The organism is Pseudogracilibacillus sp. ICA-222130, from assembly GCF_037892545.1.
In the GTDB taxonomy this organism is placed as follows: domain Bacteria; phylum Bacillota; class Bacilli; order Bacillales; family Amphibacillaceae; genus Pseudogracilibacillus.
On sequence record NZ_JBBKBG010000029.1, the window covers coordinates 14,280 to 33,685 of the forward strand.

Here is a 19,406-nt window from a genome sequence, read left to right on the forward strand (position 1 = left end):
TTATTTACCTATATTGTACCAAAAATGAAGAAAAACTGTGTATAATGTACAAGTAGGATGTAAGTGAGGAGACGATAAGATGAAAAATGAATTAGTTGTTGTCATTGATTTTGGTAGTCCATATAATCAATTATTAACTCGTAGTATTCGCGAGCTAGGTGTATATAGTGAATTACTTCCTCATACGGTTGAGGTAGAAGCATTAAAGAAAATGGAGCCTAAAGCGATTATTTTATCAGGTGGCCCTTATTATGTACATGATGAAAACAAATATAGAATTGATGAAGCGATTTATGATTTAGGAATTCCTGTACTTGGAATTTGCTATGGGGCACAACTACTTGCAGAACAGTTCGGTGGAGAAGTAGCACATGAGGCAACACGTACGTATGAAATAACAGATGTAAACATTGAGAAAAACACAGATTTGTTAGCACATGTAAGTACAGTATATGCTTCAAAAGGGGACCGAATTACAAAAGCGCCAGCTGATTTTTCTGTTGATGCTACATTTGCAAATGGAGAAGTTGCGACGTTTAGTAATGAGGCAAAGAAATTGTACGGCATTCAGTTCTACCCTGAGAAAACTGAAACAGAAAATGGAAAAGAAATTTTAAAAGACTTTTTATTTACAGTGAGCGGATTAGAAGGGGACTGGACGATTGAAAGTTTTATCGATTCAGAAGTTGTAAAAATTCGTGAAACAGTTGGCGATCGTAAAGTGTTATGCGCACTAAGTGGTGGAGTTGATTCAACCGTTGTTGCGGCATTATTGCATAAAGCCATTGGGGATCAATTAACATGTATTTTCGTTGACCATGGTTTATTACGTAAAAATGAAGCAGATGAAGTGATGGGCTTTTTAATGAAAAACTTTAAAATGAACATTCATATGGTTGATGCAAAAGATCGTTTCTTAAGTAAATTAGCTGGAGTAGAAGATCCAGAGAAGAAACGTAAAATTATCGGTAATGAATTTATTTACGTTTTTGATGAAGAAGCTGGAAAATTAACAGATGTTGACTTCTTAGCACAAGGTACGTTATATAGTGATGTTATCGAAAGTGGTAGTTTAACGGGACAAAAAGTAAAATCACACCATAATGTTGGTGGTTTACCAGAGGACATGCAGTTCAAATTAATCGAGCCGATCCGTTCGTTATTTAAAGATGAAGTACGTGGATTAGGAACTGCTTTAGGCTTACCAGATAGTATCGTTTGGAGACAGCCATTCCCTGGACCTGGATTAGGTATTCGTGTACTTGGGGAAGTGACAGAAGAAAAATTACATATCGTTCGTGAAGCGGATGCGATTTTACGTGAAGAAATCCGTCTTGCAGGCTTAGACCGTTCGATTTGGCAATATTTCGCTGTCTTACCTAATATCCGCAGTGTAGGTGTATCAGATGATGCACGTTCATATGATTACACAGTTGGAATTCGTGCGGTACATTCTGTCGATGGAATGACATCCGAATGGGCACGTATTCCATTTGATCTATTAGAAAAAATTTCTCGTCGTATTACGACTGAAGTAGGCCATGTGAATCGTGTCGTCTACGATATTACGAGCAAGCCCCCAGCGACGATTGAGTGGGAGTAGTTGTAGTAGAGCTAGAAACCTTTGTGTATCAAGGGTTTTTGGCTCTTTTTCATTTTCCATTGCACTTTTATTGCACTTTTTGTTTTTGCTTTCTTAAATAGTTAACAGTGAATTGATTTTTTGGTGAGGAATCATAGTTTTGTTCTGCTTGCTTGAATGTTATGATTCCATTTAGTTTGTTAGCCACTTCAAAGTTACTATTAGGATAAAGGTGTCCATATGTTCCTAAAGTCGTTTCAATATCTTCATGTCCTAGACGGTCTTTAATGATGAGCGGGTTTTCTCCCATACTAATAAGCAACGAAGCATGAGAATGACGCAAACCATGAATTCTGATTCGATGAATCCCAGCTAGTTTAGCGTAACGCTCAATAGCATGTGAGAGTGTGTGTTTTTGTGTTGGAATGCCATTGTAACTCATCACAAAATCTGTTTTGATAAGATCTTGTTGTATATTTTTCCATTCTGATAAAATATTTAATGTACATTCATCAAGTACAATGTGTCGAACACTCGCTTTTGTTTTTGGTTCAACAAATCTATAATTACTTTGGTTCTTGTAATAAAGATTTTTGTTAATGGTTAGTATCCCCGAATCAAAATCAACATCCTCCCATTGAATGGCGGTAGCTTCACCAATTCGCATTCCAGTCATAAACAAGAACCATAAAGAAACAAAAAGGAAATGTTGGTAGTAATCGTCTTTATAAATGAAAGAAATTACTTTTTCAAATTCTTCTTTTGTCCAGAAGTCAATCTTTGTCTTTTGTTTTTTTACATTTCCAATAATCTTAGAAGGATTTGTCGATGTAATGCCTAATACAATCGCTCTATCCATAGCAACAGAAAATAAACCTTGAACGGCTCTTACATATGAAGATTTTAGGTTTTTCGATAGTTTCAATTGCCAATTTTGTACATCAATGGGCTCAATATCAGAGACAGCCATTTTGTAAAAGTAAGGAAAATGCTTTTTAATACTTGGCAGACGATTTTCATATGTTCTGAGTTTTACTTGTGTCTTATACCAAGGAAGAAAAATTTCAAAGATATAATGTTCAAATAACATTTTATTTTTGTTTTCACTTAATTCTTCTGGCTTCATAAGTAGTAATTTCGAGTATTCTTCTCTTGCTTCTTTTTTAGTAGTAAAACCACTACGATATTTTTGGATCTTTTTCCCTTTAGAATCGTATCCTAGATTTGCACGAAAATAGTAAGTACCATTTTTCGCTTTTTTAATCGGGTCTTTAGCCATAGTTTTTACTCCTTACCGTGCAAAAACTAATCAGACCTGTTATTATCTGAGAAATTGATTCCTAGAATTTCTTCTACAGCTTCACGTGGGACTCTATCTAGCTTTCTAGATTCATAATAGGAATGCCCCTTTGTAATCATTAATTCTTTTGCTTTTTTAATGATATCTGCTGAAAAAGAAGTTCCGTATCCTAGCTCAATTAAATCTTTTTTAGTAACTGTTATCATTGATACTCCTTTCCATTATAGGCTAGGAAAACTCCAATATTCGCCTATAATTATAACGCACTATTTAAAATAATTGAACTTTAAGTTGCATTCAGAGTATATACTTTGTATGATCTACAACTTCTCCCAAATCAAATAATATATAAGTAATCGAACAGCTTTGGTTAAGCTCACGGGAATTTCACCCCTGCATGGTTCGCATGCAGCTATACCCATTGCCTGTGACGCTTTAAACGCTCGGGCTGTGGCTGTACAGGAGTATCATTATCACGAAAGAGAAGTCATGGCAGTAACTTGTCCAAAAGAAACTTACGGATCACTGAAAAGAATCGCTCGTTTTTCATTATCTGCAAAGTCATGGCGTATCAGTCCGCAGGCTCATTCTCTATCGAAATGTATTCGATCACTTTTTATTCAGTTGTCAAAGAACATCGGCTTGTCAGCCTATTAAAATACACTGAGACAGCATATTTTAATAGAATGACAAACTACTATTCAGGAAGCGTGTAACGCTCCAGCACGCTTCCGCAAATGGAGAATTGATTATTTAATTTCAAAAGCTAAAATCTTGGTAATCAATCTGGTTTCCAATCTGCCGCGTAACGTTTCATCAACTATCATGTGTGAATTTCCGTATTCATCTTTCATTAATCGAAGGGAGCGTTTTGAAAGATAACCCTTGTAGTGTTTTACAATATAGTTAATTGCTTCTGTATCACCATCGGTCGCTTTTACAATAAGAGAGAAGGGAATCATAGGATATTTTGTTTTCATTCTGTATGCTCCTCCATGAATTTTTTAATAAAAGCTAGTCCACTAGTTCGGTGACGATAGACTGTTGAACGATTTAATTTCAATAACTCTGCAATTTCCGTATCGCTCATATCGATAAAGTAATAAAGTAAAATGATGTTTCGTTTTTTATCCGTCAGATTTCGTAATGCTTCACTTAACAAATCACTTTCCACACCAATATTAAAATCATTCAATCTGAAAATCTGCAAATCACTTGAATAGTTATCGATTGTAGAAAATTGATTGATCAGATAATCGTTTGTATTGGAGAAGGAAACTTCGTATTTTGAAATTCTTGATAGATATTTGAAATAATTTTTACGTTCATCTTCTATCGCACGCTTACAGATATAATCAAACTGGTTTTCTATGGTTGTTTGAAAAGAAAATGGCTTCACTTTTCTCACCCCCTTACGTGTTATGAAAGGAAGTGAGCTGTGCTCTTTTTTCTCCCTTTGTACTATGTCCCAACACGAAAGGGCTATTTGTTGCATATTTGATAAAAATACTTTTAAAAAAGTTTTCGGCAAACAAAAAAGCACATAAACAGATTTGTAATTCTGTTTATGTGCTTTAATAGTTCTTTCTATATGATCTAAAAAACCACATTTTGAGGCGTTTTTATCTAGGGTTGGTAGATAATCTTTTTTAATAAGGGGTCAGAAAACAAACATTGTTGAATAACAATATATTGCATGACGACTACCTCCTAAGAGCCGTCATCTTTTTAAATGAGATTAAAACTTAGTACACCATCTATAAAATTTGATATAAAAAAGACGGCGGCTATTTAAACCGTCGTCTGGAAAGGCAATATCATTTTGGGCATGAAAAGAGTACTGCCAGATAACGGTTTTTTTATTGCCGTATGGCAGTATCTTTTGTTGTATAAAGTAAACAATAGGAACTGTGTAACCACATAGTACGTTTTACTATACCTGTTTCAAGTTTAACAGGAACAGTAAAATGTATAGAGGTGGTTTATTATGCGTAAAAAAGAAGATAAATATGATTTTAGAGCGTTTGGGCTTGCGATAAAAGAAGCTCGTACAAAACAAGGTTTAACCCGAGAACAGGTAGGGGCATCGATTGAGATTGACCCACGCTATTTAACGAACATTGAGAATAAAGGGCAACATCCTAGCATACAAGTTCTATATGATCTTGTGTCGTTACTCAATGTATCCGTTGATGAGTTTTTCTTACCTGCTTCTGAAGTGACGAAAAGTAGTAGAAGAAGGCGATTAGAAAAACAACTTGATAGTTTAACAGATCGGGACCTTGTTATTATGGAAAGTGTTGCTGATGGAATACTTAAATCTAAAAAAGCAATTGGAAAATAGTGTAGAAAGAAGGCTAAAATACTCCCTCTATCGCCTTAGTTAGTATGGAAAATTAGTACTAAAAATTTCTTCTTACACCCATTCATACAAAGTCTTACAATCAACTTGGGAGTTAATCAGATAATATTTTTCTTTGTTTTATTGGGCATTTAATAAAAAACATATGAGTTATAGTTAAACAATAAAGGCATTGCTTAGTTTTACAGTAATGCCTTTATTAGTACAAACAGGCTATTTAGAAAATAGTCCACAATTACTTAGTATTTCATCTGTACTGAGTAAGGTAGCTTCTCCTATCTCTACATTATTATTTTCCATGAAAGACTGTACTGCTTGGTAGCCCACTGCATAACCTGCAAAAGGAGATAAGCCAACAGGTTGATAGCCTTGCTCCTTTGCAATGGTATCGCCAAACATATAACTGCTGACCTCAGCAAATCCTTTAATATCTAAAGCCTCCTTTATAACTTCTTTTGAATACTCTAAGTCCTCTTTATCAAAAGAAGTAACCCAAGGTCCTAAAAGATCTTCTCCATAAAGTTCTTTTGCAAATGATTCTGCTAAACCCTCTATAATTAAGTAGTCACCAACAGTAACATTTCCATGATCCCAATCAAAATATGAAAAACGAATATTATGATGGAATTCATGTGCAATTACAGCGGGAAGTCTTGGAATATTATAGGAATTTGGGTAAATAGATATTTGAATAAATCCTGGAATGCCCCCAAAACCACAATAGCCTTTTTGCAATTCGAGCTTCTTCGGGTCAGCTATATAAATACCAAATCTCAATTCGTCAGCACTAATATTTATATTATTTTTTTCAATAAAATCAATACAGTGATTCAACGTGCTTTGTGCTGTTTGAAGAGCCTGAATTTCATTTAAATTTTCCAATGCCCGTCTTCCAGTTTCTGTATCCGATACATTAAGATAGCCAAGCATGTCTGTAGCCATTATTACATCATAACCACTAGGTTGCTTAGCCTTTAATGGAACATTAATCATATTCCACATCTTTTCAAAGGGCTTCATCATTGAGTACCGATAAAAGTTTTCTTTATCTTCCTTCATCGAAAATAATTTTTCGTATTGATCAATTGTATCTTCAATTATTATTCTCATTGTTATCACCTCTTACTTGATTACTCGTAAAAACTTCCATCGCCTTACTCATGAATTTCGCTAAACCCTTACCATATTGATCTATATTTTTTGTGAAACGTTCATCGTTAATGTATAGTTGACCTAATCCATAAAAGGCATCCAGAGAGTACTTACTAAAGTTTTTATTTAAAAAATCATACCATTCTTTAATTGCTGCTTGTACATCTTGGGATTCGGGGGATTGATAACGAAGATATGCAAGTTTATTGAAAATCGTATCCCATCTACCAGATAAATCATTTTGTTCATCTTGGGACATTTTCTTTAGTTTTGCGTTTATCTCATCGATTGAGTGATTTCCCCAACGAAGGCGAGCTTCTTCTTCAAATTGGTTGAATTCAACATTAAATCCCTCAAATCTCTCTTCATTCGTCATTTGTATTTCTCCAGCCATATGTTTAATCGTCTTATCAATAGTTTCAATCATTTTATCGACTTTTTTTCGTTTCTCAATCAACATATTTCGTTGTAAAACCAATGCTTCTTTTCGATTAAATGAAGGGCTATTAATAATCTTTTTAATTTCCTTTAAGGTGAATCCAATTTCCTTGAAAAATAAAATTTGTTGTAATGTTTCAAGGTTTTCTTCTGAATAGAGCCGATAACCAGAATTAGTGATTTCTTTTGGAGTCAACAATCCAATCTGATCATAATGATGAAGTGTACGAATACTAATACCAACTAATTCTGCTACTTCTTTTACCTTCATACCCATCGCTTTACACCTCCTTCAATTAACACTATAAAGTATTACGTTACGTTAGAGTCAATAGAAGAAGTTATTTTATGAAATGTTACTTGTTTTAAAGATAACTAAGCACTGAGTATTAAAATATCATTTAATACATCAAATAGCGTTACCAACTCCAGTTTTCGATGATATTTCACCTATAACATTTTCCCTCCCAGTTACTACTTTATAGCCATATTAAAGTATGACTGCTAGGGCCAATATCTAATTTCTGAATTCTGATGTTTCTTTAATGATTGCATTACTAGAAGCAACTGTGTCTTATATATCGTTTTGTTATGCTTTTCCATGAAAGATTGAGCACCCTTAACCTATAGGTTGTTAACTCTCTTTTTTAATACCAAATCGTGTTTAAATTGAATAGCTCACTGTCAATTACTGTCCACCACTATTTTTAACTAAAAGTTCTCTTTTATAAACGATCGGTAGTATGGCAATAAAAATAAAAGCAGCTACAATTAAAAATACATACTGAACAACATCTAACCCACCACTAAAATTGTGAAGGATAGGGTTGAACCATTCAAAAACATATGAAAAGGCCCATATCTCTGAAAATGATCTTGCAATTGGCGGTAAACCTGCGACACTAGAATATCCACCAGCTCCAAAGAAGGTAGCCATGAAAGTAACAATGATAATAGGTTGAATAATCCGGTATCTTCTTAGGAAATGAGCGATAATTATCCCTATAATTGCACAAGTATTTAAAACAGGGATTATCCCTATAAAAATCATTAATAAATTTTCGGGTTCCAATCTAAAAGCAAACATCCCAACAAGCAAGGTGGAAATTGCTGAGACAAATGCCAGTAAAACCGATGTGATAATAATCCCAATTCCACTATAGATATTACTCAAAGGAGTAAGAGATATTTCCTTCTCTGTCCGGTTCTCTATATCAAAGGCAAATAAATTTGCAGCTGTTGTGGTTGCCGAAAACATTAAAGCAAGTAAGACGCTACTACCTGCAATAAAGGACTCCCGCCAAACATCTTCTTTTTTCTCTAAGACTAATTCTGGGGCCGCATGAAGCACATCATTCTTTTCAAGCTGTTTTAAAATTGTATGCTCCAAACGTAATCGTACATTTTTCATCATGTCTGTATTAATATTAAATGTTTCTGTATAGACAGTTTGGGATTGTTCAAAATCATCTGGAATTCTAATTAACATTTGCAATCTACCTTCTTTTACTGCATCACTAGCTTGTTCATGCTCCATTTCTCTAATAGAAAAATAGGGTGTGATATTTGAATGAACGGTCTCTAAAGTTTCGATAAAATCTTTTGATTCAACACTGTCAGATTCATTTACCAATCCAACAGGCCAATCATCTCCACCAGCTCCCATAATAAGCGCTGTTAAAATCATAACAACAACAGGCATTAAGAAGGGAGCAACTAGGAATTGTTTTTGGCGTAATAACAGCTTAATATTCCTTCTGTTAACGGCAGAAATTGCATAAAACCATGTTTTCCATTTCATGTTTATCCTCCTTGCATTTGTTATCTCATTGACCTCCAGAAGAAAACAAATTATTTTTTAATTTGATAATAGAAGCCCAACCAAATAAGAAGATGGTTGCTGGTATCGTAATCATGCTCATATAAAAACTTGTTGTAGTTGTTAACGGATTGGATGAGCTGGTTAGTAAGTTATTCTTGCCAGTTACAAAAATAAGTCTCATCGTATCCGTTATATAAGACATTGGTAAATAGCTGGAAATTCTCCAAACAAGTTCAATTGGACCGCCATAAGCAAAGCCTCGAATAGAGGATTCATTTCCACTTAGTAAGTAAAGCGATATTCCTATGACTGCTGATAATGTAATAACTGGTAAAGATTTTTGAATCGTCACCCCTGCAAATGCTCCTAGAGAGGCACCGATTAAAAATAAAACAAGTAGCCAACCTATAATCGGCAGTGATACATCTGTAATTGGAAATTTTAATGTAAAAGTCATTAAAATCATAGCCAAAATAGTCGTAACAGCTGTCAATAGCAAAGCAGTAGTGGCTTTTGCAATTAGTAATGGAGCAAATCCACTTGGGGATAAAGAAACTTCTTTACTTGTTCGCTCTTCCCATTCCCTTGTTAATAATGTACCTGTATTAACCATCCCAGAATAAATCACTGCAAACATTAACAAACCAATAGATACATAAAACTTCATGGATATGTCTTTATTAAATGTTGAAAATTCTTCAATTATACCTATATTACTTTCGCTGTCTCTACTTTCTTGAAATTGGTATAATGCATGCGAAAGTCGAAGTTGAAAGTTTTTAGTTCCATCCGAATTAATATTATTTACATATAGTTTGATCTTTGGATTCTGACCCTTTTGTAATTGTTGTTCAAAGTCTTTACGATAACCTTGTGTAAACAATATTTTTGCTCTAAGAGCTTCAAAAGAATAACCACGGCCAATATGGTTCATTGTCTTAATCAAACGATTCAAGGACTCCGTATAGGCGTTTGTAATGGGAGAATTGAAATAGTTGAATATCTCTTTTTCCCAATTATTCATAGACTTAATCAGGTCTTCAAAATAAGTCATTAACTCTTTAGGAACATTTGAAAGCCAGTTTTGGTACAGTTTGTAGCCTTCCTTAATTGATTTAGCTTCATAAATGTCAAAGAACTGCTCTTTAAGTTCGTATGCTTGACCAAGTAAAGGGAACTTATCAGTCCATACTTGCAACTTTATTTGATCATCGAAATCATTTAAATCATCTCGTCTTGTAAGAAGAACATAACGATCTCTCATAAGTTGTCTGCGTTCTTTGGCTGACACATTTTGACGGTTAGCTTTTCGTATTTTTTCTAACGCTTCATTGGCTAATTTAACAACATGGAACTTATCAATTACGATTTTTGCATGTGGTATCACCGTATTAACAGCACTTTTATATGGATTCCACATATCCATTGCTACGAGTTCAATTTTATCAATATCTTGGAGATTTGAAAGGTGACTGATAACCGTATCTTTATTACGTTTTCGTAAAATGTCAATTACAGACTTGTTTTCAACGTCTGTGATGACACAACGATAGTTTTTGAGTAAATGGACTTCATCTATACCAAGCCATTTAGGAGTTCTAAAATCTGTTTGAGCTTCAAGCTCAGCTACATAATCATTAAAGATATTTCGTACAGTTTTTTCGTCAACGCCTATTTCGTCTGCAACACTGGTAAATGTCTTTTCAAGACTGGTTTCTTGAATCCAAATTAAAAGTCTATTAGTAACAGAACGTTTGACATCCATATCTGGTAAATCTTCAAAAAATGTTTCATTGCATTCACGGCACTTATAACGCTGCCGTTTTATAATTAACCCTACACGTTTAGTGTGCATCGGTAGATCAAAAAGAATAGTTGTTCCTTTTTACCATGTTTGTACAGGTTAGGAATTGCCCCACATTTAGGACAATGTGATGGAAATGGAGTAGTAGACTCTACTAGGAATCTATAATCATATTCACTCTCCTTCATATCGAGAATCTTTAAGTTTGGTAGATTAATCATATTTGTTAACATTTTACTTTCCTTTCAGGACACTTCATTTTTACCAATATGAATAGAAAGAAATTCAAAAAGAGCTGCCGAAACAGCCCTTTGATTTCATATCTTTGGTCAACTAGGTGGAAGGGAATCAAACATTTTAAAAAAGGATACCATTATTATTTATATTATTTGGTATTGGTTCTATTTAATATTTGCCATATAACTAGCTGCTACTTTATTTAGAAAGTAAGTGTAACCCACTTGCCATTGCTCAAGCATATTTCTATGAAAGTCGTCAACGATGAAAAACTCAGTCTGATTTAGAAAGTCTTGCGGCGTTGATGGATGACCTTTTTTTTCTAAAAAGGATAAATGTTCTTTTACACGATCCAAAACTTTTGAATCATTTGGAGAGAAACCTTCTTGTAAGAAATGAATCATATCTTCATTAAATGACTGTGCTTCCATGGCAGAGTCGTTCATCGATTCTACATCAATTGTCTGATTTAAGTCAAAATCATATTCTTCTTTCAAATGTTCGTTTTGGTCTTTTAAGGCTTCTTGCCATTCGTCTTCAGTTTCAAAACCTTTAAACATGGTTTCCATATCTATATCGACTCCTTCTTTGGTATTTTTAATAGAGGAATTGATCGTCCTGATTAGTCCTTTAAATCGATCAATTTTTTGTTCTAGTAAATATTTTTGTTGAATCAACGTATTTTCCCTGTTGATTTCACCATCTAATAATTGTTTTATTTCCTTGAGAGGAAAATCCAACTCTTTATAAAAAAGTATTTGCTGTAATCGTTCTAAATCTTTTTTTCCATATAGGCGATATCCGGCTTCTGTCGTCTGCTCCGGAATCAAAAGACCTATTTTGTGGTAATGGTGTAATGTCTTTACTGTGGTATGAGCTAGTTTTGCAACTTCATGAACGGTATACATTTCTTCTCCTCCTTTCAATGCTCTTTATACTAAAGTATCCTCTAAGGTAAGAGTCAACACATTTATTTCACTATTTTCTTTGAACATCATACGTGAATTTACAAAAGAAAACAGCCATAACAAGACATGAAACAATCAGTAAATAGTAGTTAATTGCGGGAGAATGGTTGAAAGTAGATTGTGATGCTCTAACTACCCAGTCAACTGGATTTACTTTTGAGAGGATACTTATATACTTTGGTAATAAATTGCTTGGCATAAAGGCAGAAGACAAAAAAATCAATGGGAAAGAGAAAAACTGCATGACAGTGATCATCGTTGAGTGCTTTTTGGTTAGAACGGCAATTCCAATTGAAATAGATCCGATTAGACACGAAAATAATGCTGGTGTAGCAAGAAAAAGAATTGGTGAAACGATTCCCATTGGAAGTCTGAATCCCATAAAATAGCCAATAATCACTAGCAAAGTGGATTGGATCAATTGAAAAGTGAAAATGTAGACTAAATCACCAATGATGAAAATTAAGTTATTCTTCGGGGCGATTAAATATCGGTTAAATATTCCTTCTCTCATATCATCTAAAGTACTCATTCCTAAATATATTCCGCCAAATAAAGCATTCATGATCAGAATTCCCGGTAAAATATACGATACATAATTGGATTCTTCAAATCCACTAACGGAAGATATGCTTGAAAATATCGTTCCAAACAGCACTAGGAAAATCAATGGTTGGAACATTGAAATGATAATTGCTATTGGATTTTTAATTAGCGGTGTTAGCCTCTTTTTTGATAATAACAAAACGAATGTTATGTTATTCATTGTTCTGCTCCTTTCTCATTAAAGTTTATTAAATAAACGTCATTTAACGTTGCCTGTTTCAGTTCACTAAATTCAATTTCGACATTACTTTGAATTAAGTATCTCAATAATTCAGATAATATTTGTTGTCCATGACTCGTTATAATTGTTAATGCTGTTGGTTTTATTTCGTGGCTAACGACCTCTTTTAGGTCAGAAATATATTCTTCGATTTTATAAATGCTGGCCAAATCTAATTTGTGATAGTGGATTTCAATTTGATCAGCCGCAAGTTTATTGATCAATTCTTTTGGCGTCCCAATATCAAGAATCTTTCCATTGTTGATCAATGCAATTTCAGTTGCTAGGTGATGAATTTCCTCTAAATAGTGTGTTGTTACAAAAATTGTCGTTCCTTCATCTTGAGAAATTTTTGTAATTATTTTCCAAAAGGTAATTCTTGACTCTGGGTCTAATCCAGCTGTAGGTTCATCCAGTAAAAGAACTTCAGGTTTATGAAGCAAACTTATTGCAATATCCAATTTTCTTTTCATTCCACCTGAGTAAGTACCAACCAAATCGTTGGATACTTGGAACAAATCAAATTCCTTTAACAGGTGCTCTCCTCGCTCCATTATTTTTGAAGTTCTGATGCCATACATTTTTCCTGCAATCAATATGTTTTCCCAAGCTGTTCCAGTCGAAAATACAGTTGTTTGTTGGAATGTGACTCCAACTTTTTTTCGAACCTCATTCACCTTTGAAACAACGTCTAAATCCGAAATTTTGACAGTACCCTCATTTGGCAAGGATAAAGTAGCTAATATACTCGTCAAAGTAGATTTTCCTGCACCATTTGGACCAATTAGTCCGAAGATAGAACCTTTTTTCACTTTAAGAGACACATTATTTAAGGCTGCCTTTTTGCCAAATGTTTTGCTAACAGCGTTTAAAACTATTTCAAAATGGTCATACATATTGTTCCCTCCTTCATTTATTACAAAAGGAACTATAAACTATCCTCTTAGAGGAGAGTCAACCATCAAGTATTCTTTTTATAAAAGTCGAATTGGAATGAACTTAACGGAGTTGTAGAAAGGAAAACTGAATTTCTCGCCCAGCGTAAAAACGCCAAGTGAAAACTTGGACGTGGTTCTTTAAATTTGTAAATATTATTAATACAATTATGATTCGATAGTTAAAAGGTTCAAAACGAAAACTACATTAAAGGTTAATCAGTTTGATGGATACAGAAAAAGATATTACATACAATTTATGATTTTACACACTATTATCCGATTTACAGTGCTATGAACATTAATTTATTTAATAGGGTTTTTCAACACTATAATCCGAATACCCGAAATTTGATAGACTATTTAATAAAAGTCAAGGCTAGAATGAAATAAGCAGAAAAGACAAATCGAGTTTACACCGTAGAATTGTTATTTCAAATAATAAATTCCAAAACTCTACTTAATTCACAATGTATGAAAATCATTGAAGCCTTCAAACCAAATATATAAATAATTATAAAAAAGAACTAAAAGAATTTTTCTACAAGCTATTATTAGAAAGAAGGATAGGTTATAAGCTGTTATATTAAGTTGGGGGCATAGATTGACAATATCGTAGTAATGTGTCTGCATAATAATATATAAGAGAAGCATTACCATTCATAACGAGAGAAATGGGGTTTTATAGTCACGATTAGAGCATTTTCAAGAAGTTCGACTAGCTGCTATAATATAATAGCCCATGCATTATACTTGGAGTTTAACAACATTCAAGTTATTATAGATAAATAAAATCCTTAATTAGGGTGATGATGAATGAAGTTTTCAAAGGCTACAGATTATGCTCTACATACGATGCTTTTTCTTACTGCAGCGACTCCGGATAAACCGGTGGGCGTTCAGCTGCTTGCTGAGAAGCAAAAGGTGTCACCAACTTATCTGTCCAAGATACTGACCAAGCTAGTAAAGGCTGGTATGATTGAATCCATAACAGGAGTGAATGGTGGATACAGACTGAAACGAAATTGGGAGGATATTTCGTTTCTTGACATTATTCATGCGATTGAGGGATCTGCCTCTTTGTTTGATTGTAGTTTCGATCACGGACCAGATTGTCCGATTCAAAGAGTAGTATTGGAAGCAGAGGAAAAAATGGAAGAGCATTTGAGAAATAAAAAAATGTCCGATCTTGTGCGGGAAACGAACATCGTTTTCTAGCACATATTCTTTCAACCAATTATAGATAATAAGTGTCTCTATAGTCTTTAATGAAATTATAATAAAAAATTAGGAGAATCCAAAAATGAACATGTATAAAAGGACCGTATAAGTTGATTCAAGATACAGCGATTTTTAATCCGGTATTGTGAAACGATGTCCCCGGAAGATTATAGGAAAGAGATCGAAAGTTAAGGAAGAGTTTCTGTACGTAGTCTGCATATTCATATCGCTGACTGTCATCGAATTTTACTAGGGATTTATGACTGAAAAATCTATATACAGAGTAAAATCAGCGCCTATCGATGATGTTTCAAAGATGTGCAAATTATTTAAAAGTCGAATGAGCTAGTGGATAAGTTCTTATGTAAGGAGGTGATGCCAACATGTAACATCGTAGCAGAGTGAGAATACAGTATTTCAGTAGTACTGGTTAGGTCTTAACTACATATGAGATGTACAGAGTAATTATTGGGCGTATACACATTTGGAAAGTTAAACTAATAAGAGGAAGGGAGTTAATCATGAAGGAAATTGATGTTGTTATTATTGGAGGAGGTCCTGCTGGTTTAAGCGCTGGACTTATACTAGGACGGGCTAGGAAGAAGACGTTGATTATCGATGAGGGGCAACCGCGTAATGCAGTGACTAGAGAGGCTCATGCCTTTTTAACACGTGATGGCATTAGCCCACATGAATTTAGAAATATTGCTAAATCGCAGCTTCACACTTATCCGTCAGTTTCACATTTGGAAGATACTATCGAGTTGATAGAAGGTGAAGATGGTCAATTTTTGTTGGAAACTGCTTCAGGGTTGAAGATAGCCACTAGAAAACTGTTGTTTGCTATCGGAATGAAGGATCGCGATCTTGGCATACCAGGGTTGGCGGAGGTCTATGGTAAGAGCGCATTTGTATGCCCGTATTGTGATGGCTGGGAACTAAGAGATCAGCAATTAGTTGTCATAAACAGAGGAGCAGCGCTAATGCATTTTGTCCCATTGCTTTACGGGTGGACAAAGCAGTTTGTAGTTTGTACAAATGGTCCCAATGAATTGAGTGAAGCAGAACGTGAAGAATTGCGTGCGCATAATATCCCGTTATTTCATTCACCAATTCATTCCATCCAATCAAATCAAGGCATGGTAAGGCATGTTAAGCTTGAGGATGGAACAGTAATTCCATGCACAGGAATTTTCTTCAAGGCAGAATTGGTACTTGGATCGGAATTACCTGTCGCACTTGGTTGCCGGATGTTGGATACTGGAATAATTGAAGTCGATGAGTTTGGAAAAACAAGTGTACCTGGTGTTTATGCAGCTGGGGATGCAACTACACACTTGCACCAATCTATTGTTGCAGCTGCTTCAGGAGCTGTATCCGCAGCCGCAATAAACGGAGAATTAAATCGAGAAGAATGGCATAAGAACAACGTTTGATTCAAATTCTAAATATATTTATAAAGAGGACTTTAAATTTATAATGTACCCTTTGTAAAAGCCACTTTTATAAGGCCAAGCTACTTGAAGAAAGTGATTCCAGACTATGAAATACTCCTCATTACCATTTATGAATCAACTCTTTAGAAAAGGTGGCAGGGTCACTCCTGCACGATTTGCCACTGTGCAAAATGGTCCTAAAACAGGTCTGTCAATAAATTTGTGGAATTGATCGTAAAAATATTTAGTCGGTGTGGAGGATAATCCTGTCCACGAAGCGGATAGACAACCAGAGGTGCGATTATTTCCACAAAAAAGGAGCCATTCCTTCTTTAAACTGTACCCTTTGTAAAGGACAATCATAAAAAAGCTAGGCAGACTTAAGAAGGTGATCTCTGTATTGAATAGGGGTCATCTTTTTTAGGTTCCATTGATATCTGTAACGGTTATAGTAAATCATGTATTTTAAACATGACTTTTGATACACTGTTTCAGGAGGTGTTTTTATATGACTGCCAAGGGCAAAATAACATTGCCACAAAAACGTACAGTTATTTTTACCGTAACTATTCTTTATACTATTTTGATACTATATTTTATTTTTTTCGCTTTCGGCAGAATAGGTGCATCTGCAAGCACGACTGGGGTCACCTTTATTTTTTTTCCGATTGAGTTCTACCATTTGCCAAAGATTTCTGATTTTCTGCATCCTACTCTGATGGATTTCGTAGATCTAGGAAATGTGGCAGCCTTTATTCCATTCGGCATATTGATTCCATTGTTATTCCGTGTGAAGTTTATTCGTTTCTTTTCATTGTTCTTCCTGTCTATTCTCGTGATCGAAACCATACAGGCACTAACTTTGCTCGGAAGCTTTGATATTAACGATGCCATTCAAAACTCTCTAGGCGCAAGCATCGGATTCGGAGCGTACAAACTAGGGTATCGAACAAAAAACTTTTGGCTAAATATGGCTATTACCGGTATCACGTGTATTGTTATTCTAATCGGGGTATTAGCAATTTGCGGAATTGTGGAGAAAACGTTCACCAAAGCAGAGGGTCCCTTTATAGCTTTAAATGAACTGAAAAATAGTTCCGGGCATACAACAGCGGGAACAAAACCGTACAGCTTTAAAGTTAGCGGTCAAAACGTCGAACCTGGATATAATATATTTGGCGCCAAAGGCAAAGGAAGTGAAACCTACACTTATACGTCCAAGAAGGAGATTATTTTTTCATTTTATTATGGAATACCGGACTTAATGGATAGGGATGGAAGTATACGAGTTTTAGTCGATGGTCGTGAGGTATTATCCGGCTCTGGAACGGAGCAACTGAATTATCCGGAATTGTTTCCACAAATGTTTGAAATTCCACTTGAACGTGCAAGTAAGATTACGATAATCGTTAAGGGGAATGAAAAGCTTTGGGATGTAGGGTTTAGGGAAATGAAATATTTTTGGAAATGATTCAAACGTTTTGTTCAAGATAATGGTCTTTTTTCTTTTTCCCACCCCAAACATGTGGTGCTAGTATATTTTCATGGACACATCCTAGTTAGTTTCATAATTTTTGAGGAATAAGATTAAGAAGAGGTGTGTCCAATGAAAGGCCATAATAAAAACCAAAATAAATTTAATGAAGATTTCAAAAGGATGGTTGTGGAATTATATCAATCTGGCACTCCAGTCAAGCAATTAACCAGCGAATATGGCGCATCTGATGTCTCCATTTATAATTGGGTCAAAAAGTTTTCTCCCGTCAAATTTGAAGATGGAACCGTGGCAACGGCGGATGACTATACCAAGATTCAAAAGGAGCTTCGCCGGCTGCAGGAAGAAAATGAAATCTTAAAAAAGGCTATGGCCATATTCGCGAAAAGGTAAGCCAATCTGCAGTAGCTTCCGTGATTGATCAACATAAAGACCAACATCCCATCCAAACTATGTGCGAAGTCTTGGAATTGCCGCGAAGCTCCTACTACCTAACACTCCAAGAAACCGAATCCAAGCGTGAGCGGGAAAACAAGGAGCTGACAAAAAGGATCAAAGAGATCCACGAAGAAAGCAAAGGACGTTATGGAGCCCCAAAAATTCACCAATATCTCTGTGCGGAAGGATATAGAGTAAGTCTGAAACGTGTACAGAAACTGATGAAAAAAGAGGGCATCCGTTCCATCGTCATTAAAAAATATCGGCCAACACCAAGCAAAGAAACAGTTATCGAACGCGAGAATATCCTGGCCAGGGACTTTTCTACGACCACCATCAATGAAAAATGGGTGGCCGATATTACGTATATCCATACATTAAAGGATGGCTGGTGCTACCTTGCTTCTGTGATGGACCTGCATTCAAAGAAAATCGTAGGCTATTCCTTTTCTTGTACAATGACAACAGACCTGGTGATTAAAGCATTGGATAACGCCTATGCCACGCATCTACCACCAGAGGAGTTAATTCTGCACAGTGACTTGGGTTCCCAATATACGAGTGAGGCTTTCATGGAAGAGGCTGAGTCAAAAAAGATCAGACAATCATTCAGTCGAAAGGGCTGCCCGTACGATAACGCCTGTATTGAATCCTTCCATGCTATTTTGAAGAAGGAAGAAATACATCACGTAACTTATCTGGATTACGCCTCTGCAAAGATTCATCTCTTCCAATACATTGAAGGCTGGTATAATCGAAAGCGAATGCATGGCAGCCTTCAATATAAGACCCCACAACAGGTTGAAGATGAAATCCGGGTGGCGGCTAAGTCACTGCATCATGTCTGAGCACGGCGCTTTACATGGAGGGGGGGGGCATGTTAGGCTCGTCCGCCTGCGAAAGGATTGTTTGACCCTTTCGCCCTTCGCAAGACACCCATGCCCATAGAGGCTCCATGTCAAGCGACATAGACCAACCCACTCTTATGAAATGGAGCTCTGTCCAATCCACCATCTATTTTGTGTCCAGAATATTGGCGTAGATCCAATTATACGATTTACAGTGCTATGAACATTAATTTATTTAATAGGGTTTTTCAACACTATAATCCGAATACCCAAAAGAAAAAGAAATTCAAAGAAGTTGAAGCTACTTTCATAAAATTGTTACCTGATCAATTCCCGAATTGGGGTCAAATAGGCTATGAATGGGTTTATGAAGAAATCTATGGTGCTGACTTTTCACCACTGACTAAAGCAATGGAGGAGGGTTATTTTTAACCCTCTTTCTACACTATTTTCCGATTACCCCATAAAAATTATAACCAAATAAAAATCTTAAATAAAGTGTTTGAGCCTCAATTGATTTTCAAAAGTTATAAATGATACTC

18 protein-coding genes are annotated in these 19,406 nt (G+C 35.3%); 6 read left to right on the plus strand and 12 right to left on the minus strand.

Annotated elements, in window-relative coordinates; translation table 11 throughout:
* Positions 1-79: 79 nt before the first annotated feature.
* On the plus strand, positions 80-1,603 hold the full coding sequence (guaA, locus tag WKT09_RS10885) for a glutamine-hydrolyzing GMP synthase (RefSeq protein WP_340416054.1): 1,524 nt from the start codon (positions 80-82) through the stop codon (positions 1,601-1,603).
* 67 nt (positions 1,604-1,670) lie between these two features.
* On the opposite strand, the gene WKT09_RS10890 is transcribed toward guaA, so the two are convergent.
* The 4 genes from WKT09_RS10890 to WKT09_RS10905 form a co-directional block, all read right to left on the minus strand.
* Entirely contained in the window at positions 1,671-2,861 is a 1,191-nt protein-coding gene (locus tag WKT09_RS10890) for a tyrosine-type recombinase/integrase (RefSeq protein WP_340416055.1), read from the minus strand.
* Positions 2,862-2,887: 26 nt separating this feature from the next.
* Positions 2,888-3,088, minus strand: a complete 201-nt coding sequence (locus WKT09_RS10895) for a DUF3173 domain-containing protein (RefSeq protein WP_340416056.1) — start codon at positions 3,086-3,088, stop codon at positions 2,888-2,890.
* Positions 3,089-3,631: 543 nt separating this feature from the next.
* Positions 3,632-3,862, minus strand: a complete 231-nt coding sequence (locus WKT09_RS10900; protein ID WP_340416057.1) for a helix-turn-helix domain-containing protein — start codon at positions 3,860-3,862, stop codon at positions 3,632-3,634.
* Positions 3,859-4,281, minus strand: coding sequence for an RNA polymerase sigma factor (locus tag WKT09_RS10905; RefSeq protein ID WP_340416058.1), 423 nt, complete (start codon positions 4,279-4,281; stop codon positions 3,859-3,861). Before WKT09_RS10905 ends, WKT09_RS10900 begins: the two co-directional genes overlap by 4 nt.
* A gap of 588 nt (positions 4,282-4,869) precedes the next feature.
* On the opposite strand from WKT09_RS10905, the gene WKT09_RS10910 reads away from it, so the two are divergent.
* Positions 4,870-5,226 carry a helix-turn-helix domain-containing protein gene (locus tag WKT09_RS10910; RefSeq protein WP_340416059.1) on the plus strand — a complete coding sequence of 119 codons (357 nt, stop codon included), beginning with the start codon at positions 4,870-4,872 and terminating at the stop codon, positions 5,224-5,226.
* 231 nt (positions 5,227-5,457) lie between these two features.
* Here the strand turns inward: WKT09_RS10910 and WKT09_RS10915 are convergent, their stop codons facing one another.
* The 7 genes from WKT09_RS10915 to WKT09_RS10945 form a co-directional block, all read right to left on the minus strand.
* Positions 5,458-6,354, minus strand: a complete 897-nt coding sequence (locus WKT09_RS10915; protein WP_340416060.1) for a DUF2268 domain-containing protein — start codon at positions 6,352-6,354, stop codon at positions 5,458-5,460.
* Positions 6,338-7,111, minus strand: coding sequence for a MerR family transcriptional regulator (locus WKT09_RS10920; RefSeq protein WP_340416061.1), 774 nt, complete (start codon positions 7,109-7,111; stop codon positions 6,338-6,340). Before WKT09_RS10920 ends, WKT09_RS10915 begins: the two co-directional genes overlap by 17 nt.
* Positions 7,112-7,522: 411 nt before the next feature.
* Complete coding sequence (locus tag WKT09_RS10925) at positions 7,523-8,635, minus strand: ABC transporter permease (protein ID WP_340416062.1); 1,113 nt, start codon at positions 8,633-8,635, stop codon at positions 7,523-7,525.
* Positions 8,636-8,660: 25 nt separating this feature from the next.
* Positions 8,661-10,529 (minus strand): ISL3 family transposase, encoded by a 1,869-nt coding sequence (locus tag WKT09_RS10930; protein WP_445324025.1) that lies wholly within the window; start codon positions 10,527-10,529, stop codon positions 8,661-8,663.
* 332 nt (positions 10,530-10,861) lie between these two features.
* Entirely contained in the window at positions 10,862-11,605 is a 744-nt protein-coding gene (locus tag WKT09_RS10935) for a MerR family transcriptional regulator (protein ID WP_120076018.1), read from the minus strand.
* Positions 11,606-11,675: 70 nt separating this feature from the next.
* On the minus strand, positions 11,676-12,431 hold the full coding sequence (locus WKT09_RS10940) for an ABC transporter permease (protein WP_120076016.1): 756 nt from the start codon (positions 12,429-12,431) through the stop codon (positions 11,676-11,678).
* Complete coding sequence (locus WKT09_RS10945) at positions 12,428-13,387, minus strand: ABC transporter ATP-binding protein (protein ID WP_095314253.1); 960 nt, start codon at positions 13,385-13,387, stop codon at positions 12,428-12,430. Before WKT09_RS10945 ends, WKT09_RS10940 begins: the two co-directional genes overlap by 4 nt.
* Before the next feature lie 855 nt (positions 13,388-14,242).
* Between WKT09_RS10945 and WKT09_RS10950 the strand changes: the two genes are divergently transcribed.
* Positions 14,243-14,644: an RrF2 family transcriptional regulator gene (locus WKT09_RS10950; protein ID WP_340416064.1), complete on the plus strand. Its 402-nt coding sequence runs from the start codon at positions 14,243-14,245 to the stop codon at positions 14,642-14,644.
* Positions 14,645-15,168: 524 nt separating this feature from the next.
* Positions 15,169-16,083, plus strand: a complete 915-nt coding sequence (locus WKT09_RS10955; protein WP_156988940.1) for an FAD-dependent oxidoreductase — start codon at positions 15,169-15,171, stop codon at positions 16,081-16,083.
* Between the two features lie 370 nt (positions 16,084-16,453).
* On the opposite strand, the gene WKT09_RS13835 is transcribed toward WKT09_RS10955, so the two are convergent.
* Positions 16,454-16,624, minus strand: a complete 171-nt coding sequence (locus tag WKT09_RS13835) for an IS3 family transposase (protein WP_373315257.1) — start codon at positions 16,622-16,624, stop codon at positions 16,454-16,456.
* Here WKT09_RS13835 and WKT09_RS10965 point away from each other — a divergent pair.
* The gene (locus WKT09_RS10965) at positions 16,592-17,554 is read left to right on the plus strand and encodes a VanZ family protein (RefSeq protein WP_120075704.1); all 963 of its coding nucleotides are present in this window, start codon (positions 16,592-16,594) and stop codon (positions 17,552-17,554) included. The genes WKT09_RS13835 and WKT09_RS10965 overlap by 33 nt on opposite strands.
* A 135-nt stretch (positions 17,555-17,689) precedes the next feature.
* A protein-coding gene (locus WKT09_RS10970) for an IS3 family transposase (protein WP_156988936.1) occupies positions 17,690-18,864 on the plus strand; the annotation gives its coding sequence in 2 pieces (ribosomal slippage) (positions 17,690-17,933 and positions 17,933-18,864; 1,176 coding nt in all).
* Positions 18,865-19,406: the final 542 nt, after the last annotated feature.

Coding starts and splice junctions, on each gene's coding strand:
- WKT09_RS10945 (WP_095314253.1), bottom strand. CDS start 13,387: ATGTATGACCATTTTGAAATAGTTTTAAACGCTGTTAGCAAAACATTT.
- WKT09_RS10940 (WP_120076016.1), bottom strand. CDS start 12,431: ATGAATAACATAACATTCGTTTTGTTATTATCAAAAAAGAGGCTAACA.
- WKT09_RS10895 (WP_340416056.1), bottom strand. CDS start 3,088: ATGATAACAGTTACTAAAAAAGATTTAATTGAGCTAGGATACGGAACT.
- WKT09_RS10920 (WP_340416061.1), bottom strand. CDS start 7,111: ATGGGTATGAAGGTAAAAGAAGTAGCAGAATTAGTTGGTATTAGTATT.
- WKT09_RS10935 (WP_120076018.1), bottom strand. CDS start 11,605: ATGTATACCGTTCATGAAGTTGCAAAACTAGCTCATACCACAGTAAAG.
- WKT09_RS10910 (WP_340416059.1), top strand. CDS start 4,870: ATGCGTAAAAAAGAAGATAAATATGATTTTAGAGCGTTTGGGCTTGCG.
- WKT09_RS10925 (WP_340416062.1), bottom strand. CDS start 8,635: ATGAAATGGAAAACATGGTTTTATGCAATTTCTGCCGTTAACAGAAGG.
- guaA (WP_340416054.1), top strand. CDS start 80: ATGAAAAATGAATTAGTTGTTGTCATTGATTTTGGTAGTCCATATAAT.
- WKT09_RS10890 (WP_340416055.1), bottom strand. CDS start 2,861: ATGGCTAAAGACCCGATTAAAAAAGCGAAAAATGGTACTTACTATTTT.
- WKT09_RS10915 (WP_340416060.1), bottom strand. CDS start 6,354: ATGAGAATAATAATTGAAGATACAATTGATCAATACGAAAAATTATTT.
- WKT09_RS10965 (WP_120075704.1), top strand. CDS start 16,592: ATGACTGCCAAGGGCAAAATAACATTGCCACAAAAACGTACAGTTATT.
- WKT09_RS10900 (WP_340416057.1), bottom strand. CDS start 3,862: ATGAAAACAAAATATCCTATGATTCCCTTCTCTCTTATTGTAAAAGCG.
- WKT09_RS10950 (WP_340416064.1), top strand. CDS start 14,243: ATGAAGTTTTCAAAGGCTACAGATTATGCTCTACATACGATGCTTTTT.
- WKT09_RS10955 (WP_156988940.1), top strand. CDS start 15,169: ATGAAGGAAATTGATGTTGTTATTATTGGAGGAGGTCCTGCTGGTTTA.